Genomic DNA, 21,547 nt, shown 5'->3' with positions numbered 1-21,547 from the left:
CCCCACCTCGGTTGCGATCAGGTCCGATTGTGCGATAGTCGCCCGATTGAGGAAAGTTGTCGCGCGGTGGCTGTTGCTGTCAAAAATCTGGCGTGGCTTATCCGGCGGCAGATGCTGTCGCTGTCCGGCGTCGGCCTCATGCTGGGCGCGCTGTTCTTCGCGGCTTCGCTCACGCCGACGCTGATCCCGCGGAGCTATCTCACGCAAGGCGCGCTCGCCGGTACCTGCTTTGCGATCGGCTACGCAGCGGGCATCCTCTGGCGCTGGCTGTGGCACTATCTTGAGCTGCCCGAGCCCTCCTCGCGCGTGCGATCGACCGCCAACGCGCTGGTCGCGACCGGGTGCCTGCTCGTCGCGATCATTTATCTCGGGCGGGCCGCCGAGTGGCAGAACTCGATCCGGGCCGTCATGAAGATGGCGCCGGTCGAAACCGCCCATCCGTTCAAGGTCTGCGCCATCGCGCTGCTCACGTTCCTCGTGCTCCTGGCGTTGGGGCGGCTGTTCGTGCTTGTCGTTCGCTTCCTGGCCGCGCGCAAAAGTCGTCTCATCCCGAGAAAAATCGCAAACGTCCTCGGCGTGCTGGTTGCGGCGCTCCTGTTCTGGTCACTCGCCAACAATCTCCTGATACGCACGACCTTCCGCGCACTCGATTCATCTTTCCGCGAATTCGACGCCCTGCTCGAGCCGGAGCGGCCGCAGCCAACGGCGCCTGGGAAGACGGGAAGCGCTGCATCGCTGGTGAAATGGAATGAGCTCGGGCGTGCGGGGCGTGAATTCGTGGCCTCGGGACCGACCGCGGCGGAGATCAGCGGCTTCACCGGACGGCCCGCGCTGGAGCCCGTGCGCGTCTACGTCGGTCTCGGTGCACGCGATACGGCCCAAGCGCGTGCCAGACTCGCGCTGGACGAGCTCAAGCGCCAGCACGGCTTCGAGCGCGCGATCCTGATCGTCATCACGCCGACCGGCACCGGCTGGATCGACCCCGCCGCGATGGGCACGGTCGAATACCTCCACCACGGCGATGTCGCCAGCGTCGCGATGCAGTATTCCTATCTCAACAGTCCGCTGTCGCTGTTGTTTCAACCCGAATACGGCGCGGAAGCCGCGCGCGCACTGTTCTCGGAAGTTTACGGCTACTGGACGACCTTGCCGAGGGACAAGCGACCCAAACTGTACCTGCATGGTCTTAGCCTCGGCGCCATGAACTCGGAGAAATCCGCGGAGCTGTTCGAGACGATCGGCGATCCCATTGCCGGTGCGCTGTGGAGCGGCCCACCGTTCGAGAGCCGGATCTGGCGCTCAGTCACCGCAAACCGCAACCAGAGCTCGCCGGCCTGGCTGCCGGAATTTCGCGACGGCCGCTTCATACGTTTCATGAACCAGAACGGATCGACGGTGCCGGCGGATGCGCCCTGGGGTGCGCTGCGCGTCGTCTATCTGCAATATGCCAGCGATCCGATCGTGCTGTTCGACTATCACGATGCCTACCGCGCGCCAGCCTGGCTGAATGCGCCGCGCGGTCCGGACGTCTCGCCGGAGCTGCGCTGGTACCCCGTCGTCACGATGCTCCAGCTCGCCCTCGACATGGCGGTGGCGACCAACACGCCGATGGGTTTTGGCCATGTCTATGCGCCCGAGCATTACGTCGATGCCTGGGTCGCCGTGACCGATGTCCAGGACTGGTCTGCGGAGGCGCTTGCGCGGTTGAAGGACCATCTTGCGGCGACAGCGCGGAAGGCGGCCGAGCGTAGCACGGATGACAACCCTTACGCAGATCGCGGCGGATGAGGCTCCCTACTCCGCCATCTCGACAGGCTGCGCGCTCACCGGTCCTGCGAGCGGCCGCTCCTCCATAAGAATCAGGCAGAGCGAGGCAAGCGCCATCATCGCGGCGGCTGCTCCGAAGACGTAGCGGAACGCCATCATCATGTCGGCCGACGGAATCACGTTGATCGCGCCATGGCCATGATGCTCGCCGGCGAGCGGGATGTCGGCGCCGAGCGAGATCAGCAGGACCGCGGCAAACGCTGCGACCGTGAACGAGGACATCAGCGAGCGGAAAAAGTTCATCGCGCCGGTGATGGTGCCCACCTGGGCTCGGGCGACCGAATTCTGCAGCGAGACCACGCAGACCGGGAAGGTCGTACCGAGGCCAAGCGCGAACGCTGCCATCAAGACCAAAAGAGCCCACAGCGGCAACGTGGAGAATGTGAGACCCAGTCCGCACAGAGCTGCCCACGAGGTGCCGACGACGGCGACACGCTTATAGTGCTTCGCGCGCGCCATGGTGCGGCCGGCAATGGCCGCGCCGCAGGTCGAGACCGCCGCGAGCGGAATGAGCGCGAGTCCCGCCTCGCTGGCGCTGAGATGGTAGACGGACTCGTAGTAGAGCGGCAGCTGCACGGTGAGGCCTGTCATCGCACCGAGCGCACAGCCGCCGGCGGTGAGCGCGTAAGGCGCAACCGTTCCGCTGAGCAGCGGCAAAGGCAGGAAAGGCTCGTCGGCGCGCCACGCGTGCCACACGAAGGTCACGGCGAGCGCGACAGCGCCCCCGACCATCGCAATCACGGTCGGCGAGAGCCAGGGATAGCGCGTGCCGCCCCAGGTCAGGACCAGCATGAAGACAACCGCGGACGCCATCAGCAGGACGCCGCCGAACCAATCGACCTTTCGCTTGCGATGGAAGACCGGGATCTTGCCCATCTTCGGCAACAGCAGCGCGAGCGCTGCGGCTGCGAGAGGCAGGTTGATCCAGAAGATCATCGACCAGTGCAGATGCTCGGCAAACACGCCGCCGATCACGGGGCCGAGGATACCGCCGACCATCCAGACGCTGGAGAAATAGGCCTGGTACTGGCCGCGCTCGCGCGGGCTGACCACGTCGGAGATCACGGTCTGCACCACCGGCATGATGCCGCCGCCACCGAGCCCCTGGAGACCGCGCGCCAGGATCAGCATCGGCATGTTCGGCGCGACCGCGCACAGGATCGAGCCCGCCACGAACAGGCTGAGCGAAGTGATGAGCATGGCGCGGCGGCCGTAGATGTCGCTGAGCGTGCCGAACACCGGCGCCACGGCGGTGCCGGCCAGCAGATAGGCCGTAATCACCCAGGAAAGGTTGGAGACGTCGCGGAACTGGCGCCCGATGGTCGGCAGCGCCGTCGCCACGATGGTCTGGTCGAGCGCCGCCAGGAACATCGTCAGCATCAGGCTGATGACGATGGTGCGGACCTCGTCCGTGGTCAGGGCCGCCGGCGAAGCGATGGAGGGGGCGTCGTCGACGCTCAAGACCTCGGTCGGAAGGCGGGAGAGCTCTTCGGCGATGTCGTCGGGCAATGGCCCGATGTCGGCAGGTTGATGGCTCTGCCGTGCAAACTTGTTCATTTCAGACGTAGTTCTTGGTTGCAGCGCAACGCCGCGATGGAATCGTTCTATGAATCGCAATGTACGCAGCAAATCTGCGTCGAGGCAGGCACCTCGACGCATGGGAGCATCCCGCACCCGCGTCATCCCGAAGACGTGATCGGTTCGGAATCGGGAACGGAGGTCGGGCCTTGTCAGCCTTTATCAGTCCTTCGGACGCCGCTTCAGCCGCGCCCGCTTCGGCAGGAGCGCCGGCCACTCGACGATATGGTCCTCGAGCTCCTCATCCGGAATCTCGTCCTCGCTGCCCTCGACCCTGCCGCGCACGGAGACGCCCGCCTCATGCACGGTATTGGGATCGCCTGAAATCAGCGGATGCCACCAATAGAGATCACGCCCTTCCGCGACCAGTTTGTAGCCGCAGCTCGGCGGCAGCCAGTTCAGGGTGCGGACATTGGCCGGCGTCAGGCGGACGCAGTCCGGCACCTTATCCGACCGATTCGCGTAGTCCTTGCAGGCGCAGGTGCCGGCATCGAGCAGCTTGCAGCCGACATGGGTGAAATAGATGTCCCCAGTGTCCTCATCCTCGAGCTTGTTCAGGCAGCAGCGGCCGCAGCCGTCGCAAAGGCTTTCCCACTCAGCCTCAGACATTTGCTCCAATGTCTTGGTTTTCCAGAAGAATCCCTCCTGGTTTGAAGGTCGTTTGGGAGCTGTGGTCATTGCGCCTTCAACTGGTTTCACAAGACAATCGGCCAACCCATCTAGGGCGCGCGCCGATGGCGCTGCAAGCAGCGTCGCGGACGTTCCGTAAACATGCGGGGCCAATTAGGCCTGTCGTTCAAAATCGCGAGCGTGACCATTGGTTTATGGTCCCCGCTCGGCTAGAACAACCTGCGAGTCCCCCAAAGGACGCAATTGGGCGCCTTGGGTTTGCCGCAACAGTCCCGCAAGACGTCCCGATGCCGCCCCGGCCGGGTGTTTGAACGCTTTCGAACCGAGCCTCAAGGGTTCTAGGTGCGCCAGATCATACCACCGCATTGGAAGAGCAAGGTCCGGAATTTCTTCCTGGATCTCGATGCGCGCATCGATTCCTCGCTGTTCTCCTCGGCCAAGGGCATCCGCGAGCTCTACGAGCGCTACTCCACCTTCATGGACCGCTTCTATGTCGGGCGGTGGAAGCGCTGGGTATTCATCGAACCGCTGTCGGAGGCCGCCACCCTCGGCCTCGGCGGGCTCGTGCTGCTGCTCACCCTCGCCATCCCCGCCTTCCGCGAGACGGCGGACGAGGACTGGCTGAAGAAATCCGACCTCGCGGTGACCTTCCTCGACCGGTACGGCAACCCGATCGGCAGCCGCGGCATCAAGCACAACGACTCCATCCCGCTGGAAGACTTTCCGGACGTCTTGATCAAGGCGACGCTCGCGACCGAAGACCGCCGCTTCTACGACCATTTCGGCATCGACATCGCCGGTACCGCCCGCGCCCTCGTCACCAACGCCCAGGCCGGCGGCGTCCGCCAGGGCGGCTCCTCGATCACCCAGCAACTCGCCAAGAACCTGTTCCTGAGCAACGAGCGCACCATCGAGCGCAAGATCAACGAGGCCTTCCTCGCGGTCTGGCTGGAATGGCGGCTGACCAAGAACGAGATTTTGAAGCTGTATCTGGACCGCGCCTATATGGGCGGCGGCACGTTCGGCGTCGACGGCGCGGCGCATTTCTACTTCAACAAGTCGGCGCGCGATGTGACGCTTGCGGAAGCCGCCATGCTCGCCGGCCTGTTCAAGGCCCCGACCAAATACGCGCCCCACATCAACCTGCCCGCGGCCCGCGCCCGCGCCAACGTGGTGCTCGACAACCTCGTCGATGCAGGGTTCATGACCGAGGGTCAGGTGTTCGGCGCCCGCCGCAACCCGGCCTTCGCGGTCGACCGCCGCGACGAGGCCTCGCCGAACTACTATCTCGACTACGCCTTCGACGAGATGCGCAAGCTCGTCGACACCTTCCCGAAATCCTACACCGAGCGTGTCTTCGTGGTCCGCACCGCGATCGACACCAACGTGCAGAAGGCCGCCGAAGAGGCGATCGAGAACCAGCTCCGCCAGTTCGGCCGCGACTATCACGCGACGCAGGCCGCGACCGTGGTCTCCGATCTCGACGGCGGCATCCGCGCCATGGTCGGCGGCCGCGACTATGGCGCAAGCCAGTTCAATCGCGCGACCGACGCCTATCGCCAGCCCGGCTCCTCGTTCAAGCCCTACGTCTATACGACGGCGCTGCTGAACGGCTTCACGCCGAACTCGAAAGTTGTCGACGGCCCGGTCTGCATCGGCAATTGGTGCCCGCAGAACTATGGCCACTCCTATTCCGGCTCGGTGACGCTGACGCAGGCCATCACTCGATCGATCAACGTCGTGCCGGTGAAACTGTCGATCGCCCTCGGCGGCAAGGACGGACCGAAGGCCGGCCGCGCCAAGATCGTCGAGGTCGCCCGCCGCTTCGGCATCAAGGCGCCGCTGCCCGACACGCCGTCGCTGCCGATCGGCTCCGACGAAGTGACCGTGCTCGAGCATGCGGTGGCCTATGCGACCTTCCCCAACCGCGGCAAGGCGGTGACGCCCCACTCCGTGCTGGAAGTGCGCACCGGCGCCGGCGATCTGGTCTGGCGCTGGGACCGCGACGGTCCGAAGCCACGGCAGGCCATTCCGCCGAACATCGCCGCCGACATGGCCGGCATGATGAGCCATGTCGTCAGCGAAGGCACCGCGCGCCGCGCCGCGCTCGACGGCATTCCGACCGCGGGCAAGACCGGCACCACCAATGCCTATCGCGACGCCTGGTTCGTCGGCTACACCGGCAACTTCACCTGCGCGGTCTGGTACGGCAATGACGACTACTCGCCGACCAACCGCATGACCGGCGGCTCGCTGCCGGCGCAGACCTGGCACGACATCATGGTCGCCGCCCACCAGGGCGTGGAGGTCCGCGAGATTCCCGGCATCGGCATGGGCCAGAAGCTGCCGCCGCAGCCGAAGGAGGCCAACGCGCAGGCCAGTGCGGCGCCAAAAGTGCTCGAGACCAAGCCCGGTCCGCCGCCGGTCCTGACCAAGCGCGGCGCCGACATCCTGGTGCGGGTGGAAAAGATGCTCGACGACGCCGCCAAAACCGCGACCAAGACGACGTCCGACGATACGGCAAAGCCGGCCAAGCCCGCCTCGCCGTCGAGCGCGCTCGCCTTCCCGCAGAACTATGCGGCGGAGGAGAACGCGACCTCGTCCGGCCCGCGCAAGAACTGACCTGATCCCGTGCGGCTGATCATCATCACATTGACGGCCCTCCTGCTCGCGACCGCGGTCGGTGTCGGCGCGACCTGGATGACGACGACACGCGGCACCGACATCGGCGCGCTCACCATCGGCGCATGGACCGCGCGGCCGCGCACCGGCACGGCCGACGTAGACCCCTATTCGCGCGCCACCATCGTGCGCAACGGCGAGTTGCCGATCGGCACCGGCGACGGCGTGGCGTTCACGGCGACCACCGACGACAAGAAGAAGGCGCTCGACGGCCGCTGTGACATCGTGGTCTCCGGCGTGACCCCGCCGGCGCGGTTCTGGACGCTGACGCTCTACGACCGCAAGGGCCATCTCGTCGCCAACTCGCTGCAGCGCTACGGCTTCACCAGCCAGGAGATCGTCCGGCTGTCAGACGGCTCGTTCGAGATCCACATCGCCTCGCGCTCCCGCGCGGGCAACTGGCTGCCGACCGGTGGCATCGAGCGCTATGCGTTGATGCTCCGCCTCTACGATACGCCCGTGGGCGTTGCCACACGCACCCAACGCGACGCACCGATGCCACAGATCGCAACGGTGGGCTGCCCATGATCCGGCTCGCCTTCACGATCCTTGCCGGCATCCTGCTCGGCCTCATCGTCCACCTCGTCAGCGTGCTGGCGCTGCCGCGGATTGCGACCCAGGATGCCTATTCGCGGCTGACGCCGATGACCACGGAGAACGCGGTCACGCAGCTGCCGCTCGCGGATCCCAACACCTCGCCGATGCCGTTCATGGACCCGGCCTTTGCGCTGGCGATCTGCCGCTACGACCTGTCGGGCGGCCCCTTGAAGCTGCAGGTGCCGGTGAGCCAGTCCTACACCTCGGTGTCCTTCTACACCCGCAACGAGATCGCCTATTACGCGATCAACGATCGCTCCGCCGGCAAGAAGGTGATCGAACTCGACCTGATGACGGAAGCCCAGCACAACGCGTTGCCCGAGGACGAGGAAGTCACCGCGGCCGACCGGCTGATCATCGATTCCCCGACAGCGACCGGCCTGATCGTGATGAAGGCGCTTGCGGCCGAGCCCGGCCTGATGCCGCAGGCGCAGGCTTCGCTTGCCGCCGCCACCTGCGCGCCGCAGACCGACGCGCCCGCCAAGGCCGACGCCCCGCGCGGACGACGGTGAGCGGACAGTCGCGGCCCTTATCGAAAATCTGGAAAACAACCCCATGCACAGTAGCCGCGTGCCGGAGAACGGACCTGATTTGCCCGGTTCGCAAAGGCCATGGATTGGAACGCCGTTGGCTCCAAGTCATTGGCGATCATGTTATGCGCCAACGAAATGACGACGAAAGCTGAGCTGTGCGAGGCGATGGCTGATAAGGCCACCGATCGGATGACCGCCCATACTCTGCGGGAATTGGCCGGCCAATGGCGCGCCATGGCATCTCAGCTTGATGCGCTGCAGCACGCCTCGGCCTACAGGATCATTCGAGACCGCCGGAATAGGCAAGATCGCCGTCGGTGAAGGTAGCCGAGTTGCACTACCGGATTTGCTCGGGGTTCTCGTTCACGCGGCTGTGGAACAGGCTAATGGAGATGCGAGAGCAGCTTTCTATCTGGCCAATCCCCAAGGAACCGCGCTCTACCATCTCACGGGTATGACGAAAGACTATGCGCGCTATGTCGATGGATTTGGGATCGGCTCCGCATCGCTGGCATGCGGCTTGGCAGCCGCCAAGCGACGTGCCGTCATTACGCCGGACGTCACGGAGGATCCAAGCTGGAGTGAATGGAATTGGCTGGCGAACAAGTTCGGCTACCGCGCCTGTTGGTCATTTCCCGTTGAAGCGAACGGAAGGGTTTTGGGAACTTTCGCGATGTACCACGTCGCTCCGACAGAAGCCAAGGCACGTGATCTCGAGTTTGCGTCCCTTCTCTCGCGGACTGCGGCCAAGATCATCTCAAGCCATTGATGCGCGCATCGGCCGGCGCAGGTTGAGCCGACTCAATGCCCGAAGAGCAGATAGCTGCGGTCGCCGTTCCGGCGATCCCCGGTGTCTTCGGTCCAGCCGACGGCGCGGCGATAGCTGCCCAGCGCGTCGGCCTGCTTGAGAGCAACAAGGTCGACTTGCTGACTCTCATCCGCGAAAGGCGAGACATAAAGCGCATCTTCGGGACAATAGAGTTCGCAGAGAAAACAGGTCTGGCAATCACTCTGCCGCGCGATCACCGGGACACCGTCCGTCTTGTCGAACACGTTGGTCGGGCACACGTTGACGCAGATGTCGCAGGACGTGCAGCGTTCGTTATCGATGACCTCGATCATTCCGCGGCCTCCGCAAAGGCCTCGGCATGCGGCCGGATCGCGGTCCAGACGTCGTCGAGACCGCCCGTGGTCACGTAGTGGCGCTGGCGATAATCCAGATCGGGGAAATCGTCGCGGCGATGCATGCCGCGGCTTTCCTGACGCGCGAGCGCGCTGCGATACATCCACCGCGCGGTCGCAAGCATCGCCGCGCTTTCACGTGCGCGCAGCACATCGGCCGCGCCGGCTGCATCCGCTTCCGATGCGTCGCGCCATGCGGCGTCAAGGCGCGCGAGCGCGCCATTCAGCCGCGATGCCTCGCGGAAATAGTTCAGCTCATACGGGAAGACTTCATCCTGGACGGCCTTCGCCAGCGCCGCCGGTTCGAACGGCCGCCGCGAGCGGTTGCGAAACCCGATGGTTCCCGCCGACGATAGTCTCCGCTCGGCACCACCGGCATGCCTCGCGTAGGCGGCGGCGCCCTGCCCGGCAAGAGTCCCTGACGACATCGCCCAGGCGGCGTTGTGGCTGCCGCCGCCGGTGAAGCCACCGCAGATCAATTCGCGCGTCGCCGCATCGCCCGCCGCATAGAGTCCCGGCACGCTGGTGGCGCATGTGTCGTCGACGATGCGCAGACCGCCGGTGCCGCGAACGGTGCCTTCCAGCCGCAACGTCACCGCAAAGCTTTCCCTGAACGGGTCGATACCGGTGCGGTCGAACGGCAGGAAGAAGTTCGGCTGCGACACACGCATGTGCCGCTGCACGTCCTCATCGGCCTTGTCGAGTCGGGCATAAACCGGCCCCTCAAGCAGCGCGCGGGCAATCGCCGATCGGCCGCCCTTGGATGCAGCGCCTTGAACCACGCTACCATCTTCATGGGTGAAGGTGGCCCAGCCGTAGAACAGTGTCTTGGTCACGGAGCCGAACGCCGGCGAGATTGCGTAAGGGTTGGAGAACTCCATGCTGCTGAACTCGGCACCGATTTCCGCGGCCATCAGATAGCCGTCGCCGGTCAGCACGTTCGATCCCAGGGTCTTGCTCAGGAACGCACAGCCGCCGGTTGCGATCACCACCGCCTTGGCGCGCACCGTCCAGCGATCCTGCTTTTGCCGCCGCAAGCCGCTCGCGCCGGCAACAGCACCTGACTCATCCACCAGCAATTCGAGCGCCGGGCTGTGATCGAGAATGGTGACGCCGGCCTGCTTGGTCCGTTTGCGCATCAGCCGCATATATTCGGGACCTTGCAGCGAGTTGCGCTGCGACTTGCCGTTGTCATCGACGGGATAGGGATAGCCCCAATCGGCGAGGCGATTGCTCTGCTGGTAGGTGAGATCAAGCGTGCGAGCCATCCAGCGGCGATCCTGGAGATGGCCGCCGAGCTTCTCGCGACCGGCCATGGCCGCCTCGCGTTGCGCCGGTACGGGATCGACGTACCAGACGCCGGTGCCGGCCGCAGCCGTGGCGCCCGACGTGCCGCAAAACCCCTTGTCCGCAAGCACGACGCGCGCGCCGCGCTCGGCCGCGCTCACCGCAGCCCAGGTGCCCGCGGGTCCACCGCCGAGCACCAGCACGTCGGCATCATATTCGACGGATCCGGCCGGCGCTGATCTGCGCTCGGCGCGACGGATTTGGTTGGTCATTGATGACATCCCCAGTTCGAATGATTGCAATCGGCCCGCGCGCTCATGCCGCGACGGGTGCCTTCCACCGCATGAAGCGCCGCTCCAGGGCCTCAAGGACGGCATTAAACGCCAGCCCGATGACCGTGATGCCCAAAATGCCGAAATACATCTGCGGAATCAGGAAGCTGTACTGGCTATTGATGATGAGATAGCCGAGCCCCGCCTTGGCACCGACCATTTCGGAGGCAACCAGCACCAGCATGGCCGAGGCGCTTGCGAGACGAATGCCGACGAAGATGGTCGGAAGCGCCGCCGGAAGGATCACCTTGCGAAATAGTTGCCGCGGCCTCGCGCCCATCGTCCGCGCCGACTTGATGAGAAGCGGATCGACCTGCTTCACCGCGGCGATGGTGTTGAGCAGCAGCGGCCAGGCGCAGCTATAGATCACCATGGTGATCTTCGACATCTCGCCAATACCGAGCAGCAGGATGAACACCGGCAACAACGCCAGCGGCGCAGTGTTGCGGCAGATCTCAATGAACTGGTTCAGGAGATTGCCGAGCCGGGCATACCAGCCGACGGCGAGGCCAAGGGGAACGATCAACGCGACCGAGATCAGAAACCCGCTGAGGGCGCGCAGCAAGCTCGCCGACACGTCGTCATACAGCTCGCCGCTTTGCGCGAGCTGCCAGCCGGCGGCGATCACCTCCGAGAACGGCGGCAGGAACACCGGATCGACTACCCCGGACCTCGGGGCCGCCTCCCACACCGACAACAAAATGATGAGCAGAAGGGAGCGGTGTCCGAACGCGGCGAGCCCACGCACGATCGCACGAAGCCCATTGGCGATCGGCGACGACCGATAGTCCGCGCTGGACAATGGCTTCCGACGCCCATGGGCCAACTCCAGCAGCGTCAGCGTCTCCAAACTAGACATGGGCAACCTCCTTCACCTCACGGTCGACGCGCCCCGCAATGGAAACGACGCCCAATTGTCCCTGCTGCGCCTTCTGCACCTCTTCGCGAAGCAGACTCCAGACCTCGTGCCGCACATGGCCGAACTCCGGCAGCGCACGCACGTCGTCGACCTCGCTGCGCAACGACATCGGAATGTCGATGACCTGCTTGATGCGGCCCGGGCGCGACGTCATCACCGCGACACGCTGGCCGAGCACGACGGCCTCGTCGATGCCGTGGGTGATGAAGATGATGGTCTTCCCGGTGGCGCGCCAGATCCGCAGCAGCTCGCCCTGCAGCGTCTCGCGCGTCTGCGCGTCGAGCGCGGCAAACGGCTCGTCCATCAACAGCACCTCCGGATCGTAGGCGAGGCTTCGCGCGATCGCGACGCGCTGCTTCATCCCGCCGGACAATTCGTGCGGATAACGGCTGGCAAAGCCGGACAAGCCGACCAGATCGAGGAAATGCCGCGCGATCTCGCGCCGCCGCGTGGCCTTGAGCCCTGCGATATCGAGTCCGAACTCGACATTCTCGGCGGCGGTGCGCCAGGGAAATAGCGCATATTGCTGAAACACGATGCCGCGGTCGCGGCCGGGTCCGGTGATCGGCCGTCCGTCGAGCAGGATGCGGCCGCTGGTCGGTGTCGCCAGTCCGCCGAGCAAATCGAGCAACGTCGATTTGCCGCAGCCACTCGGGCCGACCAAAGCCAGGAACTCGCCGGCGCGAACATCGAGTGTGACGTCCTCGAGTGCGGTGAAGCGGTCCGCCGGACCGCCCCCCTCGCCTCGCGTCACGAATTCCTTGCGGACGTGCTCGAAGCTGATCTTGACGGGACTGATTTTGACGTCGCTTTTGACTTGGCTCATCGCGCCTCCGCCGTCTTGCCCGGACGGAAATAATTGAACGCGTTGGTGTAGGTATCGGAGGCCTTGATCTGCCCCGGCTTGAACAGGCCGTCCTTCTCTAGCCAGTCGATCCACACCTGGATCTCGGCGTCCGAGATCAATCCACCCTTGGATGCAACGCCGGTGCTCTTCCAGTATTTGATCGGAGCGACATCCTCATTGCGCTTGCGCTCGCCAATGATGCGTTCGAACCGGGCGCGCACCTCCTCCGGAGGCGTTGTCTGCGCCCATGCGATCGCGCGCGAAATGCCCTCGATCAGCCTGCGGGATGCTTCGGGATTGTCCCTGATGAACTTGTCTCGCAGCACATAGGAGCCACCGGTGAACTGGCCGAACAGATCGGTGTCCTTGAACAGCGGGTGGATGCCGCCGCGCTCGAGCGCCTTGTCGCGCAAGATGCCGCTGAGCGTGCTCACCTCGACCTGGCCCTGGCGCAACGCCTGTTCCCCGCTCACCGGCGGGATCGCCACCAGCGTCACCTGCTTGGCCTCGCTTGCGCTCAGGCCATTGCGGGCGAGATATTCGCGAAGAACGAACTCCAGATGCGCGCCGAGCGTATTGACCGCGACCTTCTTGCCGATCAGGTCGCGCGCCGTCTTGACCGGACCATCGTCCTTCACGAAGTAGCCATTGTAGGTGTTGTCGTCGGATCCGTAGTAGCCGACCACAGCCTTGATCGGAGCTTTGGCCGCGATCAGCTTGAGGATCGCCCCGTAGAAGGCGCCGCCAATGTCGATATCGCCGGTGACCACGGCCTGGATGTCCTGCGGTCCGCTGATGGTATTGCCAACCCATTTGAGCTTCAGCGGCGCGAGATAGCCGAGGTCGTCGGCGAGCTCGATGAACGTCGCCTGCCCGGCCCAGCCTTGGTAGCGGATCTCGGTCTTCTCGAGCGGCGGCTCGGCGAAGGCCGGAGCTGCGAGGCCGAGCGTCAAGGCGCCCGCGGTCAAGAGCCGCGCCGCTCTGCGCGCGGCGAGATGCCGCGCGCGAACAAATCGAATCAGAGAATTCATGCTGGCAAATCCTGTCGATGATGCGGGATCAGGCGGCCTTCGCCGTCTGCGGTTTCGACGTCTTGATGCGCGTCACGCTGCGACGGCCATCGACGCTGAGCGGCACCTCGCCGTCGATGGTGGCCCGGCGAACAACGCGATGCTGATCGCCATAGTCATTGACCGCGTAGTGCTGGGTCGCACGATTGTCCCAGATCGCGACGTCACCGGCCTGCCAGGTCCAGCGCACGGTGTTTTCCGGCGCGGTGATATGGGACTGGAACAGATCGAACAGTTTTTGGCCGTCATATTTCGGCAGACCGACGAAACGCTGGACGAAATTGCCGAGCACAAGCGTGCGCTCGCCCGTCTCGGGGTGAACGCGCACCACCGGATGCTCGGTCTCGTAGATCGTCCCGGTAAACACCTCGTCGAAATGCTTCCGGTCCGCTTCCGTCGCACGCGTCTTCACGGCATAGTCATAGGCGTTGCTGTGGATTGCCCAGAGCTCGTCGGCAAGCTTGCGCAGCGGTTCGGGCAGGTCCAGATAGGCCGCCGCCGTGTTCGACCACACCGTATCGCCGCCATAGGGCGGGATCACCACGCCGCGCAGCACCGAGATTTTCGGATAGGCGTCGACGAAGGTGACATCCGTGTGCCACTGGTCGGCACGGCCGCCGCCGCGGCCGGAGTCCAGTTCCAGGATCGACGACGTTCCCTTGATCGCACCGACCGTCGGATGCGGAATCAGCTTTCCGAGCCTGACGGCGAAGCGCTCCTGCTCGGCGTCGTCGAGATGTCCCTGGTCGCGGAAGAAGATGACCTTGTGCTCGAGGAGAATCTGGTTGATGGCGCGAATGACGTCATCGGACAGATCGCCGGACAGCTTGACGTTCTTGATTTCGGCACCGAGCCTGGCCGCACGCTTGATGATGTCAGCACGCGGAATGAAATTGTCGATAGTGGTCGTATTGCTCATGATCGTGGCCTCTCGTTGTGAATTCTGGACAAAGCTCCGCCATGCGCCGGTCGCGCGCGCGGAGAATGATCGACGGTTTCTTGGCTTTTGGTCCCTGGGGATCGCGTCGGCGACCGGACTAGATGGTCCGTCGCGCACGGATCCCGGCGGTACAGCTCTCCGCCATCGTCTCAGCGCAGCGCGGCGCACACAAAGCCGAGATCAGCCGGGCTGCTTCGCGAACGACGAGTGGATCGGATTGCCACATGGTGAACGACCTCGCTTGGACGTTCCAGATGGTAAAAGCGATCGCGGTTCAGTCAATGAAACGAAACCAGCTTTGTTTTCTGCGGCGAGCAATGATCGCTTCGTCGGCGCTACGAGCGCGAAAAAATTGTGATGATTGCCGCCCGATTGAGCGTTTCACCCGCGCGAGTGCCGACAAATCGAGCCAATCGATCCTGCAAAACAGCTTGTTTCACTCACTTCCCTCACCCGCGCGAACGCACTCGTCTCCGATCGAGGATGAGCTCACAAGCTTCATGCTCGCCTCGCGCACAACAACGCAAATTCATTTCATCGACATCTGCGCCGGAATTGAAAAGGCCGCCGGCGCATGTCCGGCGGCCTTGCAATCCTGGTTCGCTCGGTGGCGCCCCGACTAGAGATCGATGCTCACGGCGATGTTGCGACCCTGTAGTTCCGCAATCTTCATCCCGTCAGCCATCACTTGCGCGAACTCCGCGTCCTTTGCCACGGCTTCCTGCACTTTGCCGTAGACTTCCCAATTGGCATAGCGCGTCGTCACCAGTAGCTCTCCTGCCCAGTGACCAGTGTGGAAACGGGACAGCCTGAGAAATTCGGCGCCGTGTTTCTCGAAGATTTTCTTCGCCTGCCTGACAATCCTGGTCATTTCCTCGGGCTTGTCGGTTTTGAAACGAGCAAATTGCACGATCGGCATGGGACTACCTCCATCATGATGTGAGATATCCAAGAGGCTTGTATCGAGCGGCGTTTGAGCGGCTATTCTCAATGCGATCTCGATGACCGTTTGTCTTCACCGACCGGTCATTGGTTCAGGCCTGGCAAGCGGCAACAACTCTGCCCCTTTCTCCGCCTATCCAAGGATCCCCTTCAACCCGGCATAGATCGAGCCGACCGCCGTGGCGGCGACACCGACGAGCGGACCGACGGTCTGCATGAGGTCCTGGATCAGGCGCGCCCTGCGGCGCAATTGCTCCTCGCCGACGTGCTGGCCGAGAAGGCGCGCGATCCTGAAGGCGAAGGCGTTGGGCTTGCCGCCTTGCGTCAGCACCCGCGGCAACACCTGGAAGATCACGACGCCCAAAATGTTGCCGGACAGGAAGGCGAGCAGGATGCTCGCGCCATATTCGAAGACCTCGCGCCACTCGACCCAGACTTCGGGAAGGATCGGGACGCGGTCGTGAATACCCGTCACCGTCAGCATCAACTGAATGCTGAGCGCAGCGCACAGCACACCCAGCACCAGCGCGCCGATCAGGGAGACCCGGTGCAGCGGATAGGCGATGAGGCCGAACAGGAGGGGTACAACGATCGACGCCAGGCGGAGGGGCAACGGCGAGATGTTGAAGGTGATGGTGACGAGGACGTGCGCGGTGACCAGTAGCAGCGCGGGAATGACGACATAGAGAACCGCGTGGGTCGAAAAGTACCGCACGGGGTTGGTGTAGCGCTCGAGCCTGGCGCCGACGCGGTCGAGATCACGCCTGAGCCGGTCGAGGTCGCCGACGATCTCGTCTATCTCGGCGAGCATCGGGCGCACGACGCGCAGGTCCCGCGAGCAGTGCTTGCACGCGATGGCCTCATCCTTGATGGTCTCGGCGCAGAACGGACACTCCATCGTCAGCGCGACTTCCTGCGGCTCATGATCGCCTCGATCTCCGCTCTGGCGCTCCGCAACGCGTCACGAAGCTGGTCGCGCTTGCGCAGGAGATCGTCGCGTTCGGCGATCAACGTGGCGGGAATGGCGATGTCGCGGGCGCAGGACGCGCAGACCAGCGCGCCCTCGACATTCTCCGATTGGCAATAGGGACACTTCATCGCTTCATTTCGGCGCGACTTTCAGGGTGAAGCTCACGGTGCCAGGACGGCCGTCACTGTCCTTGATGTCGACCCGAACCAGATATTCGCCCGGCGGCAATTCGGCGTCCTGCATATTGATGCCGTCGGCCTGGATGAACGGCTTGACCCGCGCGGTCAGGTCCACGTTCGGCGAGCGCAGGAAGGTCACCTTGACGGAGTCGGGATCGATCTTCGCTCCGCCGAACGACTCGAACTTCAGTTGCAGTTTGAGCGGCGAACTGGCGGCATCGCTGGGCGAGACCACTTCCACCTTCGGTCCGCGCAAAATGCCGCGCCGGTCGGCCACAACGGCGCCCTTCGGCGGCGGCAATTTGGCCTCCTCTTCCGTAATCAATTGCGTCGCCTGCGCCCTACCCGCAAGCAGGATGCCTGCCGCAACAAGCCCCAACCAGATCTTCCGCATCGTCACTTCGCTCAACCTCCTACGCTGGCCTTCAACGCGCGCCGCCATCGCCGATGATGGTGTACGGCGCCCAGAACAGCGGATGTGCGTAGGCAAATTCAGTCTTGCCTTCGCTGTTAAGATAACCCGGGCCGTCGACGAGAGCCATCATCGCCTGGCGCAGCGCCTCGCTTCGTCCGATCTTTGCATCGTCTGCCTGTCGCTTGAACAGGTCCGTCACCAATTGCCGCGCCGATTGCGAATGCACCGACCAGTTCGTGACGAGTAGCGCACGCGTGCCTGCGTAGAAGAAGGCACGGCCAAGTCCAGAGGCCGCCTCGGCGCCGGCGCCTGCTCCGGCGCCGGTGTTGCACGCCGACAGGATGACCCAGTCGGCATCGAGCTTGAGGCCGAGGATCTCCTCCATGGTCAGGAGGCCATCCCCCTCCTCGCCCGTCACCGCCGGAGACGACAAGGCCAGCGCCGGCTGGGTCAAGCCGTTGAGCTCGCCCGGCACGAGGCCGTGGGTCGCAAAGGCGAGAATCTTGAAGCCGGAGAGGTTCATGGTCTTGACCGCGCTCTCCGTCGCCTTGCTGCCGAGAAACAGGACCTTCGACGGGTCGGCCTGCAAGGCAAGCGCGATCGACTTCAGCTCGTCCGCGGTATCGGGCAGCCGGGGCAGCAGCCCGAGCTCGGCGCTATCGACGCCGTCGAGCTTCGGACTGTTGCGCCGCTTCAAGGGCACGCCGCGCGTCAAATTACCGCCGGCATCCGCAACCTGGACCTTGGCGTCGGTACCTTCCGCCTCGGCCTGCTGATCCCTGTTGAAATAGGGATCGCCGAACGCCACCAGCTCGCTGCGTCCGGGCTTGCCGGGCGGCAATTGCCGCAGCGTCCGCAACGCCGCCGCCGATGGCACCGTGGTCACCGCGTGGGTGCGCGCGAGCCATGGTACGTTGCGATAGCCGACGAACAGCGGGTCATCATCCTGCGAAACCTCCGCAGGCGCCGTCGGCAACAATGAAAGCGGCAGCAGGCCGAGCGCACCGTTGGTGACGACGATCAGGTTCTTGGCCGGCTTCCAGCCGCTTTCGACCGGCTCCAGCAGGAGCTCGTAGAGCTCATAGGCGAGCTTGAGGTCGAACGGAGGAATGTCCGAGATCATTGCCGCCTGCGGCTCGAGTGCCTCGCGCAGCTTGCGGATCTTGGTCTCGATGTCGCCGATCCTGGCCTTGACCGCGGCGAAAGCCACCGGACCCGTCTTGGGCACGGCCCAGACGAAGCTGCCGTTCTGGCCGAAATAGAACGACAGCATCGCCTCGTTGTCCGCCAGCGTCGCGCGAATTTCAGCGACGCTCGGCGGTTTGGGCGAAACCAGATCGGCGTAAGACGGAAACTTCTGCTTGATCTCCAGGCGCGCCTTGTCGCGGTCGCGGCGCAAGGTTGCGATCGAGGCCTGGATCTGCTGCACGCCCTTCTCGTCGCGATCGGCAGAGGGAATCGCAAGCACGTTGTTGAGCGTGCCGAGCTGGGCGTTGACCTGCTTGGTCAGGTCCTGCTCCTTGCGGACGAGATCGGCGAGCGCCGGGTCTTTCGCCGCCGCGCGCGCACTGGAAGCTGCCAACGCCTGCTGGACCGAGCGACCTCGGATGGCATCGGCAAGGCTGAAGGTCTCTTCGCCAACCTCGTTGCTCGTTCCCTCGGCCCGTGCGAGCAGGAGGAAATAATTCTCGACAGTCCCTTGCAGGCGCAGGCTGCGCGCAGCCACCACGGTCGTATTCTCGTCGTCAGCGTTCTCGCGCGCATTCGCCATCATGATCGGGATCGCGGCCTTGAACTCGCGGATCGCCTCCGCATCGCGGCGCGCCCGCATCAAGCCGATCGCCAGCGTCCCACGCGCCGAGGCGGCGTCGAAATGATTCTCGCCGACCCGAGCGACCTGCTTCTTCACCAATTGCTCGGCCGCAGCGATGCCCACATCGACCTGGCCGGAGGCATAGAGCGACAGGATGCGCGACGGGTTGAGCTCGAACACCTGGCGGCGCTGCGGATCCCAGTTGGCGACCGCCTTGTCGATCCGCGCATAGATCTCGTTCGCTTCAGGTGTCTTGCGCCGCAGCGCCAGCATGCCGGCAAGCTGCGAGAGCAATCCGACGGTAGCTTGCGAATCCTCGGGCACGCCGACCGTCTTGTTGATCTCGACGGCGACGCGGCCGAGCTGCTCGGCCTCCTCATACCGGCCTTCCTCGACCAGGATGCCGGCGAGGCCCATGACAAAGCGTGGCGTCACCGGATTGTATTTGCCGGTATCTTTCAGCCGTGACAGCAGCGCCCGGCGGGCATCGACCTCAGCTTCAGCCAGTCTGCCCTGCCTTGCCTTCATACGCGCCTGATTCAACACCATGCTGTCGACCACCTGCAGCAGCAGGGTCTCTGCAGGCGGGTTGTCCGACTCCAATACCGCTTTGTTACCGGCGCTCTTACGCAGCTCCGCGGCGCGATAGGCGGCCTCGGCTTCGGCAAACTGCCCCCGTGCCTCGAATATTACCCCGCGGGTAATCTCGATTTCACCCTCCCAGGTCTGGCCGAACTTTGCATAGGACGCTCGCCAACCAGGAAGCCCACTAGTGCGCGCCTCCTGAATCCCCGTCAGGCTGCGACGCAAATAGGCTTCCGCCTGCGCGATATCACCCATCTGAACGAGAATGGACGCAACCGAGCGGTTTGCGTTGAACTGATATCCTTTCGCGCCCGGCACGCTGAGCGTCTGGCGCAAGAGCTGTTGAATGATCTCCAGCGCGCGCTTGGGATCGCCTGCGAGCGCGTATTGCACCGACTGCAACTGCAACAATCGCCCCATCATGCTTGGGCTGACGGCCCCGCGGCCCACTTCCACGGCCTTGTTGGCATCGACAGTGGATTCGGCGAGACGCCCGAGCTGGGAGCGGGCATTGGCGCGGTCGAAATAGAACTGGGCGAGATCCTCGCGAGACTCCTTCCCCGTCGGTGTCGAATCCGCGTCCGCCTTCAGCTCCGCGATCAGCTTATCGTTCGGCTTTTCGCTATCGAGTATCGCGGTGATATCGGAGATGGTCCGCGGCGGTGCAATGAAGCCCTTCGGTAGTGCCGTGCCCGGCACGAGCTTGGGCGCCTCCTCCTTCGGCGCCTCCACCGCGACATTGGCGCGGCCGTTCGCCGCGTTCAAGGCGGCAATCACGCAAGCACGGACCTGTGGCTTAGCCCTGGCGCGACAGGCTTCGAGATTGGCGCCACCCGCCGGCCCGCCTCCCGCGCGCATGCAGGCCTGCACGATCGGCTTGCCGATGGTCATCCGGCAGTTCTCGATCGCCGCCTCCTGCGTCAGCGCAAAGCTTGCGCCCGTCGAGGCCAGGAGGAGAGCGGCTGGAAGCAGTTGGCGAACGCCATAAGGCAAAATGCGAATGAAATGGCTTTCGAACATGGCCGGAGCCCCTGATCGCATGTTGAAAGAATTGGTCAAAAATCGACACGTCTAACACACGCAATCTATCGATATCGGCGCTAGCCGGACAAGCACAAATCTATCCGACGAAGGTTCGAGGCTGCCCGGTTCGCTGCTGCGGCGCACCGCTGTCCGGACGGAACCGGCCCGGTTCGTCCTAGCCGCGGACGGCCACCGCGCGGCCATAGGGCGGCTGGGCAGCGACCGGGGGATTTGCAGTCTGCGCGGCGAGCTCGCCGATCAGGCGGTCGGCATCCGCCGCCATGCCGTCGGGCGCCTGAATCACCAGCCGCTCCAGCGCCCAGCGATAGGACGAGACGCGCTGCTCGAGGCACTGCTGCACCCACTGGACGATCAGCGAATTCTCCTGCATGCGCGCCACCGCATCCTCTTTCTCTCTTGGCGAGAGCTCGGAGACGCGCGCCATGCTGGCGTTGCGCTTCTTGTCGAGATCGATGACGCGGATCGCGCTGGCGAAGAACGGCTCGAACCGCGTGATGTCGTTGCGCACGTCCTCGATGAGCTGCGCATAACGCGAGGAATGCGAACGGTGCGGCTCGTCGATCAGGGTGCGGCCGTACATGGTGCGGTCGAACACGACCTTCTGCTGCCAGGGCGACGGCAACGCCTTGTAGTCGCCGAATACGCTCTTCCAGGCGGGACGCGACAGCGGCGGCTCGATCATGGGATAGGCGAGGTCGCGAAGCTGGCGCTCCTCGTCGGTGAGCTGGAATTGGGAAGCCTTGAGACCAAGGCTGCCCGTCACCTCGGCACCCAGCCAACGGTGCATGTCGTCGCTGCGCATGTCCTCGCGGGTGCGGCCGAAATCGCCGCCGCTACAGGCACCCAGCGTCGCGCCGGTCAGCGCGAGCAGCAGGGCCGATGCAAAACACCGGATCTTGTGGTGTGGGTCCGGCATTGCACGGCAGCCGGTGACTAGCGGCGCCGACGGCGGCGCCCTGGCGCAGTGCCCTCTTCCGGCCCACGACCGCCGCTGGTCCCGTCCGATTCACGCTCGATGCGGATCACGGGAAGGATCAACACCGTCCCCGTCTCTGCGAGCGGAGCGACATCCCCCGATGAGCCCAGCCGGCGACCGGCCGGAAATTCGATGATCGTCCCCATGTCAGCTCTCTTCTATTGCCGCGCGACCGAACGGTCCTCACAACATGGGTGCC

22 protein-coding genes are annotated in these 21,547 nt (G+C 64.4%); 7 read left to right on the top strand and 15 right to left on the bottom strand.

What is annotated here, in order from left to right; all coding sequences use genetic code 11:
- Positions 1–111 precede the first annotated feature (111 nt).
- Positions 112–1,788: an alpha/beta hydrolase gene (locus tag ACV1FX_RS05135; RefSeq protein ID WP_473116827.1), complete on the top strand. Its 1,677-nt coding sequence runs from the start codon at positions 112–114 to the stop codon at positions 1,786–1,788.
- Between the two features lie 6 nt (positions 1,789–1,794).
- Here the strand turns inward: ACV1FX_RS05135 and ACV1FX_RS05130 are convergent, their stop codons facing one another.
- Complete coding sequence (locus ACV1FX_RS05130) at positions 1,795–3,384, bottom strand: MDR family MFS transporter (RefSeq protein WP_473116471.1); 1,590 nt, start codon at positions 3,382–3,384, stop codon at positions 1,795–1,797.
- 183 nt (positions 3,385–3,567) lie between these two features.
- Positions 3,568–4,083 carry a YcgN family cysteine cluster protein gene (locus ACV1FX_RS05125; RefSeq protein ID WP_473116470.1) on the bottom strand — a complete coding sequence of 172 codons (516 nt, stop codon included), beginning with the start codon at positions 4,081–4,083 and terminating at the stop codon, positions 3,568–3,570.
- Positions 4,084–4,377: 294 nt separating this feature from the next.
- On the opposite strand from ACV1FX_RS05125, the gene ACV1FX_RS05120 reads away from it, so the two are divergent.
- The 5 genes from ACV1FX_RS05120 to ACV1FX_RS05100 all read left to right on the top strand — a co-directional run bounded on the left by ACV1FX_RS05120 (position 4,378) and on the right by ACV1FX_RS05100 (position 8,616).
- Entirely contained in the window at positions 4,378–6,657 is a 2,280-nt protein-coding gene (locus ACV1FX_RS05120; protein WP_473116469.1) for a transglycosylase domain-containing protein, read from the top strand.
- Positions 6,658–6,666: 9 nt separating this feature from the next.
- The gene (locus tag ACV1FX_RS05115) at positions 6,667–7,245 is read left to right on the top strand and encodes a DUF1214 domain-containing protein (protein ID WP_473116468.1); all 579 of its coding nucleotides are present in this window, start codon (positions 6,667–6,669) and stop codon (positions 7,243–7,245) included.
- A complete protein-coding gene (locus ACV1FX_RS05110) occupies positions 7,242–7,826 on the top strand; it encodes a DUF1254 domain-containing protein (RefSeq protein WP_473116467.1) in 585 nt (194 codons plus the stop codon). Before ACV1FX_RS05115 ends, ACV1FX_RS05110 begins: the two co-directional genes overlap by 4 nt.
- Positions 7,827–7,925: 99 nt before the next feature.
- Positions 7,926–8,168: a hypothetical protein gene (locus ACV1FX_RS05105; protein ID WP_473116466.1), complete on the top strand. Its 243-nt coding sequence runs from the start codon at positions 7,926–7,928 to the stop codon at positions 8,166–8,168.
- Between the two features lie 25 nt (positions 8,169–8,193).
- The gene (locus ACV1FX_RS05100) at positions 8,194–8,616 is read left to right on the top strand and encodes a GAF domain-containing protein (RefSeq protein ID WP_473116465.1); all 423 of its coding nucleotides are present in this window, start codon (positions 8,194–8,196) and stop codon (positions 8,614–8,616) included.
- Positions 8,617–8,648: 32 nt separating this feature from the next.
- Here ACV1FX_RS05100 and ACV1FX_RS05095 read toward each other — a convergent pair whose 3' ends face one another.
- From ACV1FX_RS05095 to ACV1FX_RS05070, 6 genes are read right to left on the bottom strand one after another with little or no spacing between them, the layout of a single operon-like run.
- On the bottom strand, positions 8,649–8,969 hold the full coding sequence (locus ACV1FX_RS05095; RefSeq protein ID WP_473116464.1) for a 4Fe-4S binding protein: 321 nt from the start codon (positions 8,967–8,969) through the stop codon (positions 8,649–8,651).
- Positions 8,966–10,588 (bottom strand): FAD-dependent oxidoreductase, encoded by a 1,623-nt coding sequence (locus tag ACV1FX_RS05090; protein ID WP_473116463.1) that lies wholly within the window; start codon positions 10,586–10,588, stop codon positions 8,966–8,968. Before ACV1FX_RS05090 ends, ACV1FX_RS05095 begins: the two co-directional genes overlap by 4 nt.
- A 43-nt stretch (positions 10,589–10,631) precedes the next feature.
- On the bottom strand, positions 10,632–11,507 hold the full coding sequence (locus tag ACV1FX_RS05085) for an ABC transporter permease (RefSeq protein WP_473116462.1): 876 nt from the start codon (positions 11,505–11,507) through the stop codon (positions 10,632–10,634).
- On the bottom strand, positions 11,500–12,366 hold the full coding sequence (locus tag ACV1FX_RS05080) for an ABC transporter ATP-binding protein (RefSeq protein ID WP_473116826.1): 867 nt from the start codon (positions 12,364–12,366) through the stop codon (positions 11,500–11,502). Before ACV1FX_RS05080 ends, ACV1FX_RS05085 begins: the two co-directional genes overlap by 8 nt.
- Before the next feature lie 23 nt (positions 12,367–12,389).
- Positions 12,390–13,445 carry an ABC transporter substrate-binding protein gene (locus ACV1FX_RS05075; RefSeq protein ID WP_473116461.1) on the bottom strand — a complete coding sequence of 352 codons (1,056 nt, stop codon included), beginning with the start codon at positions 13,443–13,445 and terminating at the stop codon, positions 12,390–12,392.
- A 28-nt stretch (positions 13,446–13,473) separates the two neighbouring features.
- Positions 13,474–14,403, bottom strand: coding sequence for a TauD/TfdA dioxygenase family protein (locus ACV1FX_RS05070; protein ID WP_473116460.1), 930 nt, complete (start codon positions 14,401–14,403; stop codon positions 13,474–13,476).
- A gap of 245 nt (positions 14,404–14,648) precedes the next feature.
- Here ACV1FX_RS05070 and ACV1FX_RS05065 point away from each other — a divergent pair, with 245 nt between their 5' ends.
- Positions 14,649–15,047, top strand: coding sequence for a hypothetical protein (locus ACV1FX_RS05065; RefSeq protein ID WP_473116459.1), 399 nt, complete (start codon positions 14,649–14,651; stop codon positions 15,045–15,047).
- On the opposite strand, the gene ACV1FX_RS05060 is transcribed toward ACV1FX_RS05065, so the two are convergent.
- From ACV1FX_RS05060 to ACV1FX_RS05030, 7 genes are all read right to left on the bottom strand, one after another.
- The gene (locus ACV1FX_RS05060; protein WP_473116458.1) at positions 15,044–15,343 is read right to left on the bottom strand and encodes a hypothetical protein; all 300 of its coding nucleotides are present in this window, start codon (positions 15,341–15,343) and stop codon (positions 15,044–15,046) included. The genes ACV1FX_RS05065 and ACV1FX_RS05060 overlap by 4 nt on opposite strands.
- A gap of 156 nt (positions 15,344–15,499) precedes the next feature.
- Positions 15,500–16,264 (bottom strand): hypothetical protein, encoded by a 765-nt coding sequence (locus ACV1FX_RS05055; protein ID WP_473116457.1) that lies wholly within the window; start codon positions 16,262–16,264, stop codon positions 15,500–15,502.
- Between the two features lie 2 nt (positions 16,265–16,266).
- Positions 16,267–16,464 (bottom strand): hypothetical protein, encoded by a 198-nt coding sequence (locus tag ACV1FX_RS05050; protein ID WP_473116456.1) that lies wholly within the window; start codon positions 16,462–16,464, stop codon positions 16,267–16,269.
- Positions 16,465–16,468: 4 nt separating this feature from the next.
- Positions 16,469–16,957, bottom strand: a complete 489-nt coding sequence (locus ACV1FX_RS05045; protein ID WP_473116455.1) for a hypothetical protein — start codon at positions 16,955–16,957, stop codon at positions 16,469–16,471.
- Positions 16,941–20,348: a CHAT domain-containing protein gene (locus ACV1FX_RS05040; protein ID WP_473116454.1), complete on the bottom strand. Its 3,408-nt coding sequence runs from the start codon at positions 20,346–20,348 to the stop codon at positions 16,941–16,943. Before ACV1FX_RS05040 ends, ACV1FX_RS05045 begins: the two co-directional genes overlap by 17 nt.
- Before the next feature lie 178 nt (positions 20,349–20,526).
- Positions 20,527–21,288 carry a hypothetical protein gene (locus ACV1FX_RS05035; RefSeq protein ID WP_473116453.1) on the bottom strand — a complete coding sequence of 254 codons (762 nt, stop codon included), beginning with the start codon at positions 21,286–21,288 and terminating at the stop codon, positions 20,527–20,529.
- 17 nt (positions 21,289–21,305) lie between these two features.
- Positions 21,306–21,494: a hypothetical protein gene (locus ACV1FX_RS05030; protein ID WP_473116452.1), complete on the bottom strand. Its 189-nt coding sequence runs from the start codon at positions 21,492–21,494 to the stop codon at positions 21,306–21,308.
- Positions 21,495–21,547: the final 53 nt, after the last annotated feature.

Source organism: Bradyrhizobium ingae, from assembly GCF_055791185.1.
Note: the sequence above shows the minus strand (reverse complement) of the source record. Positions and strands in the feature narration are given on the sequence as shown.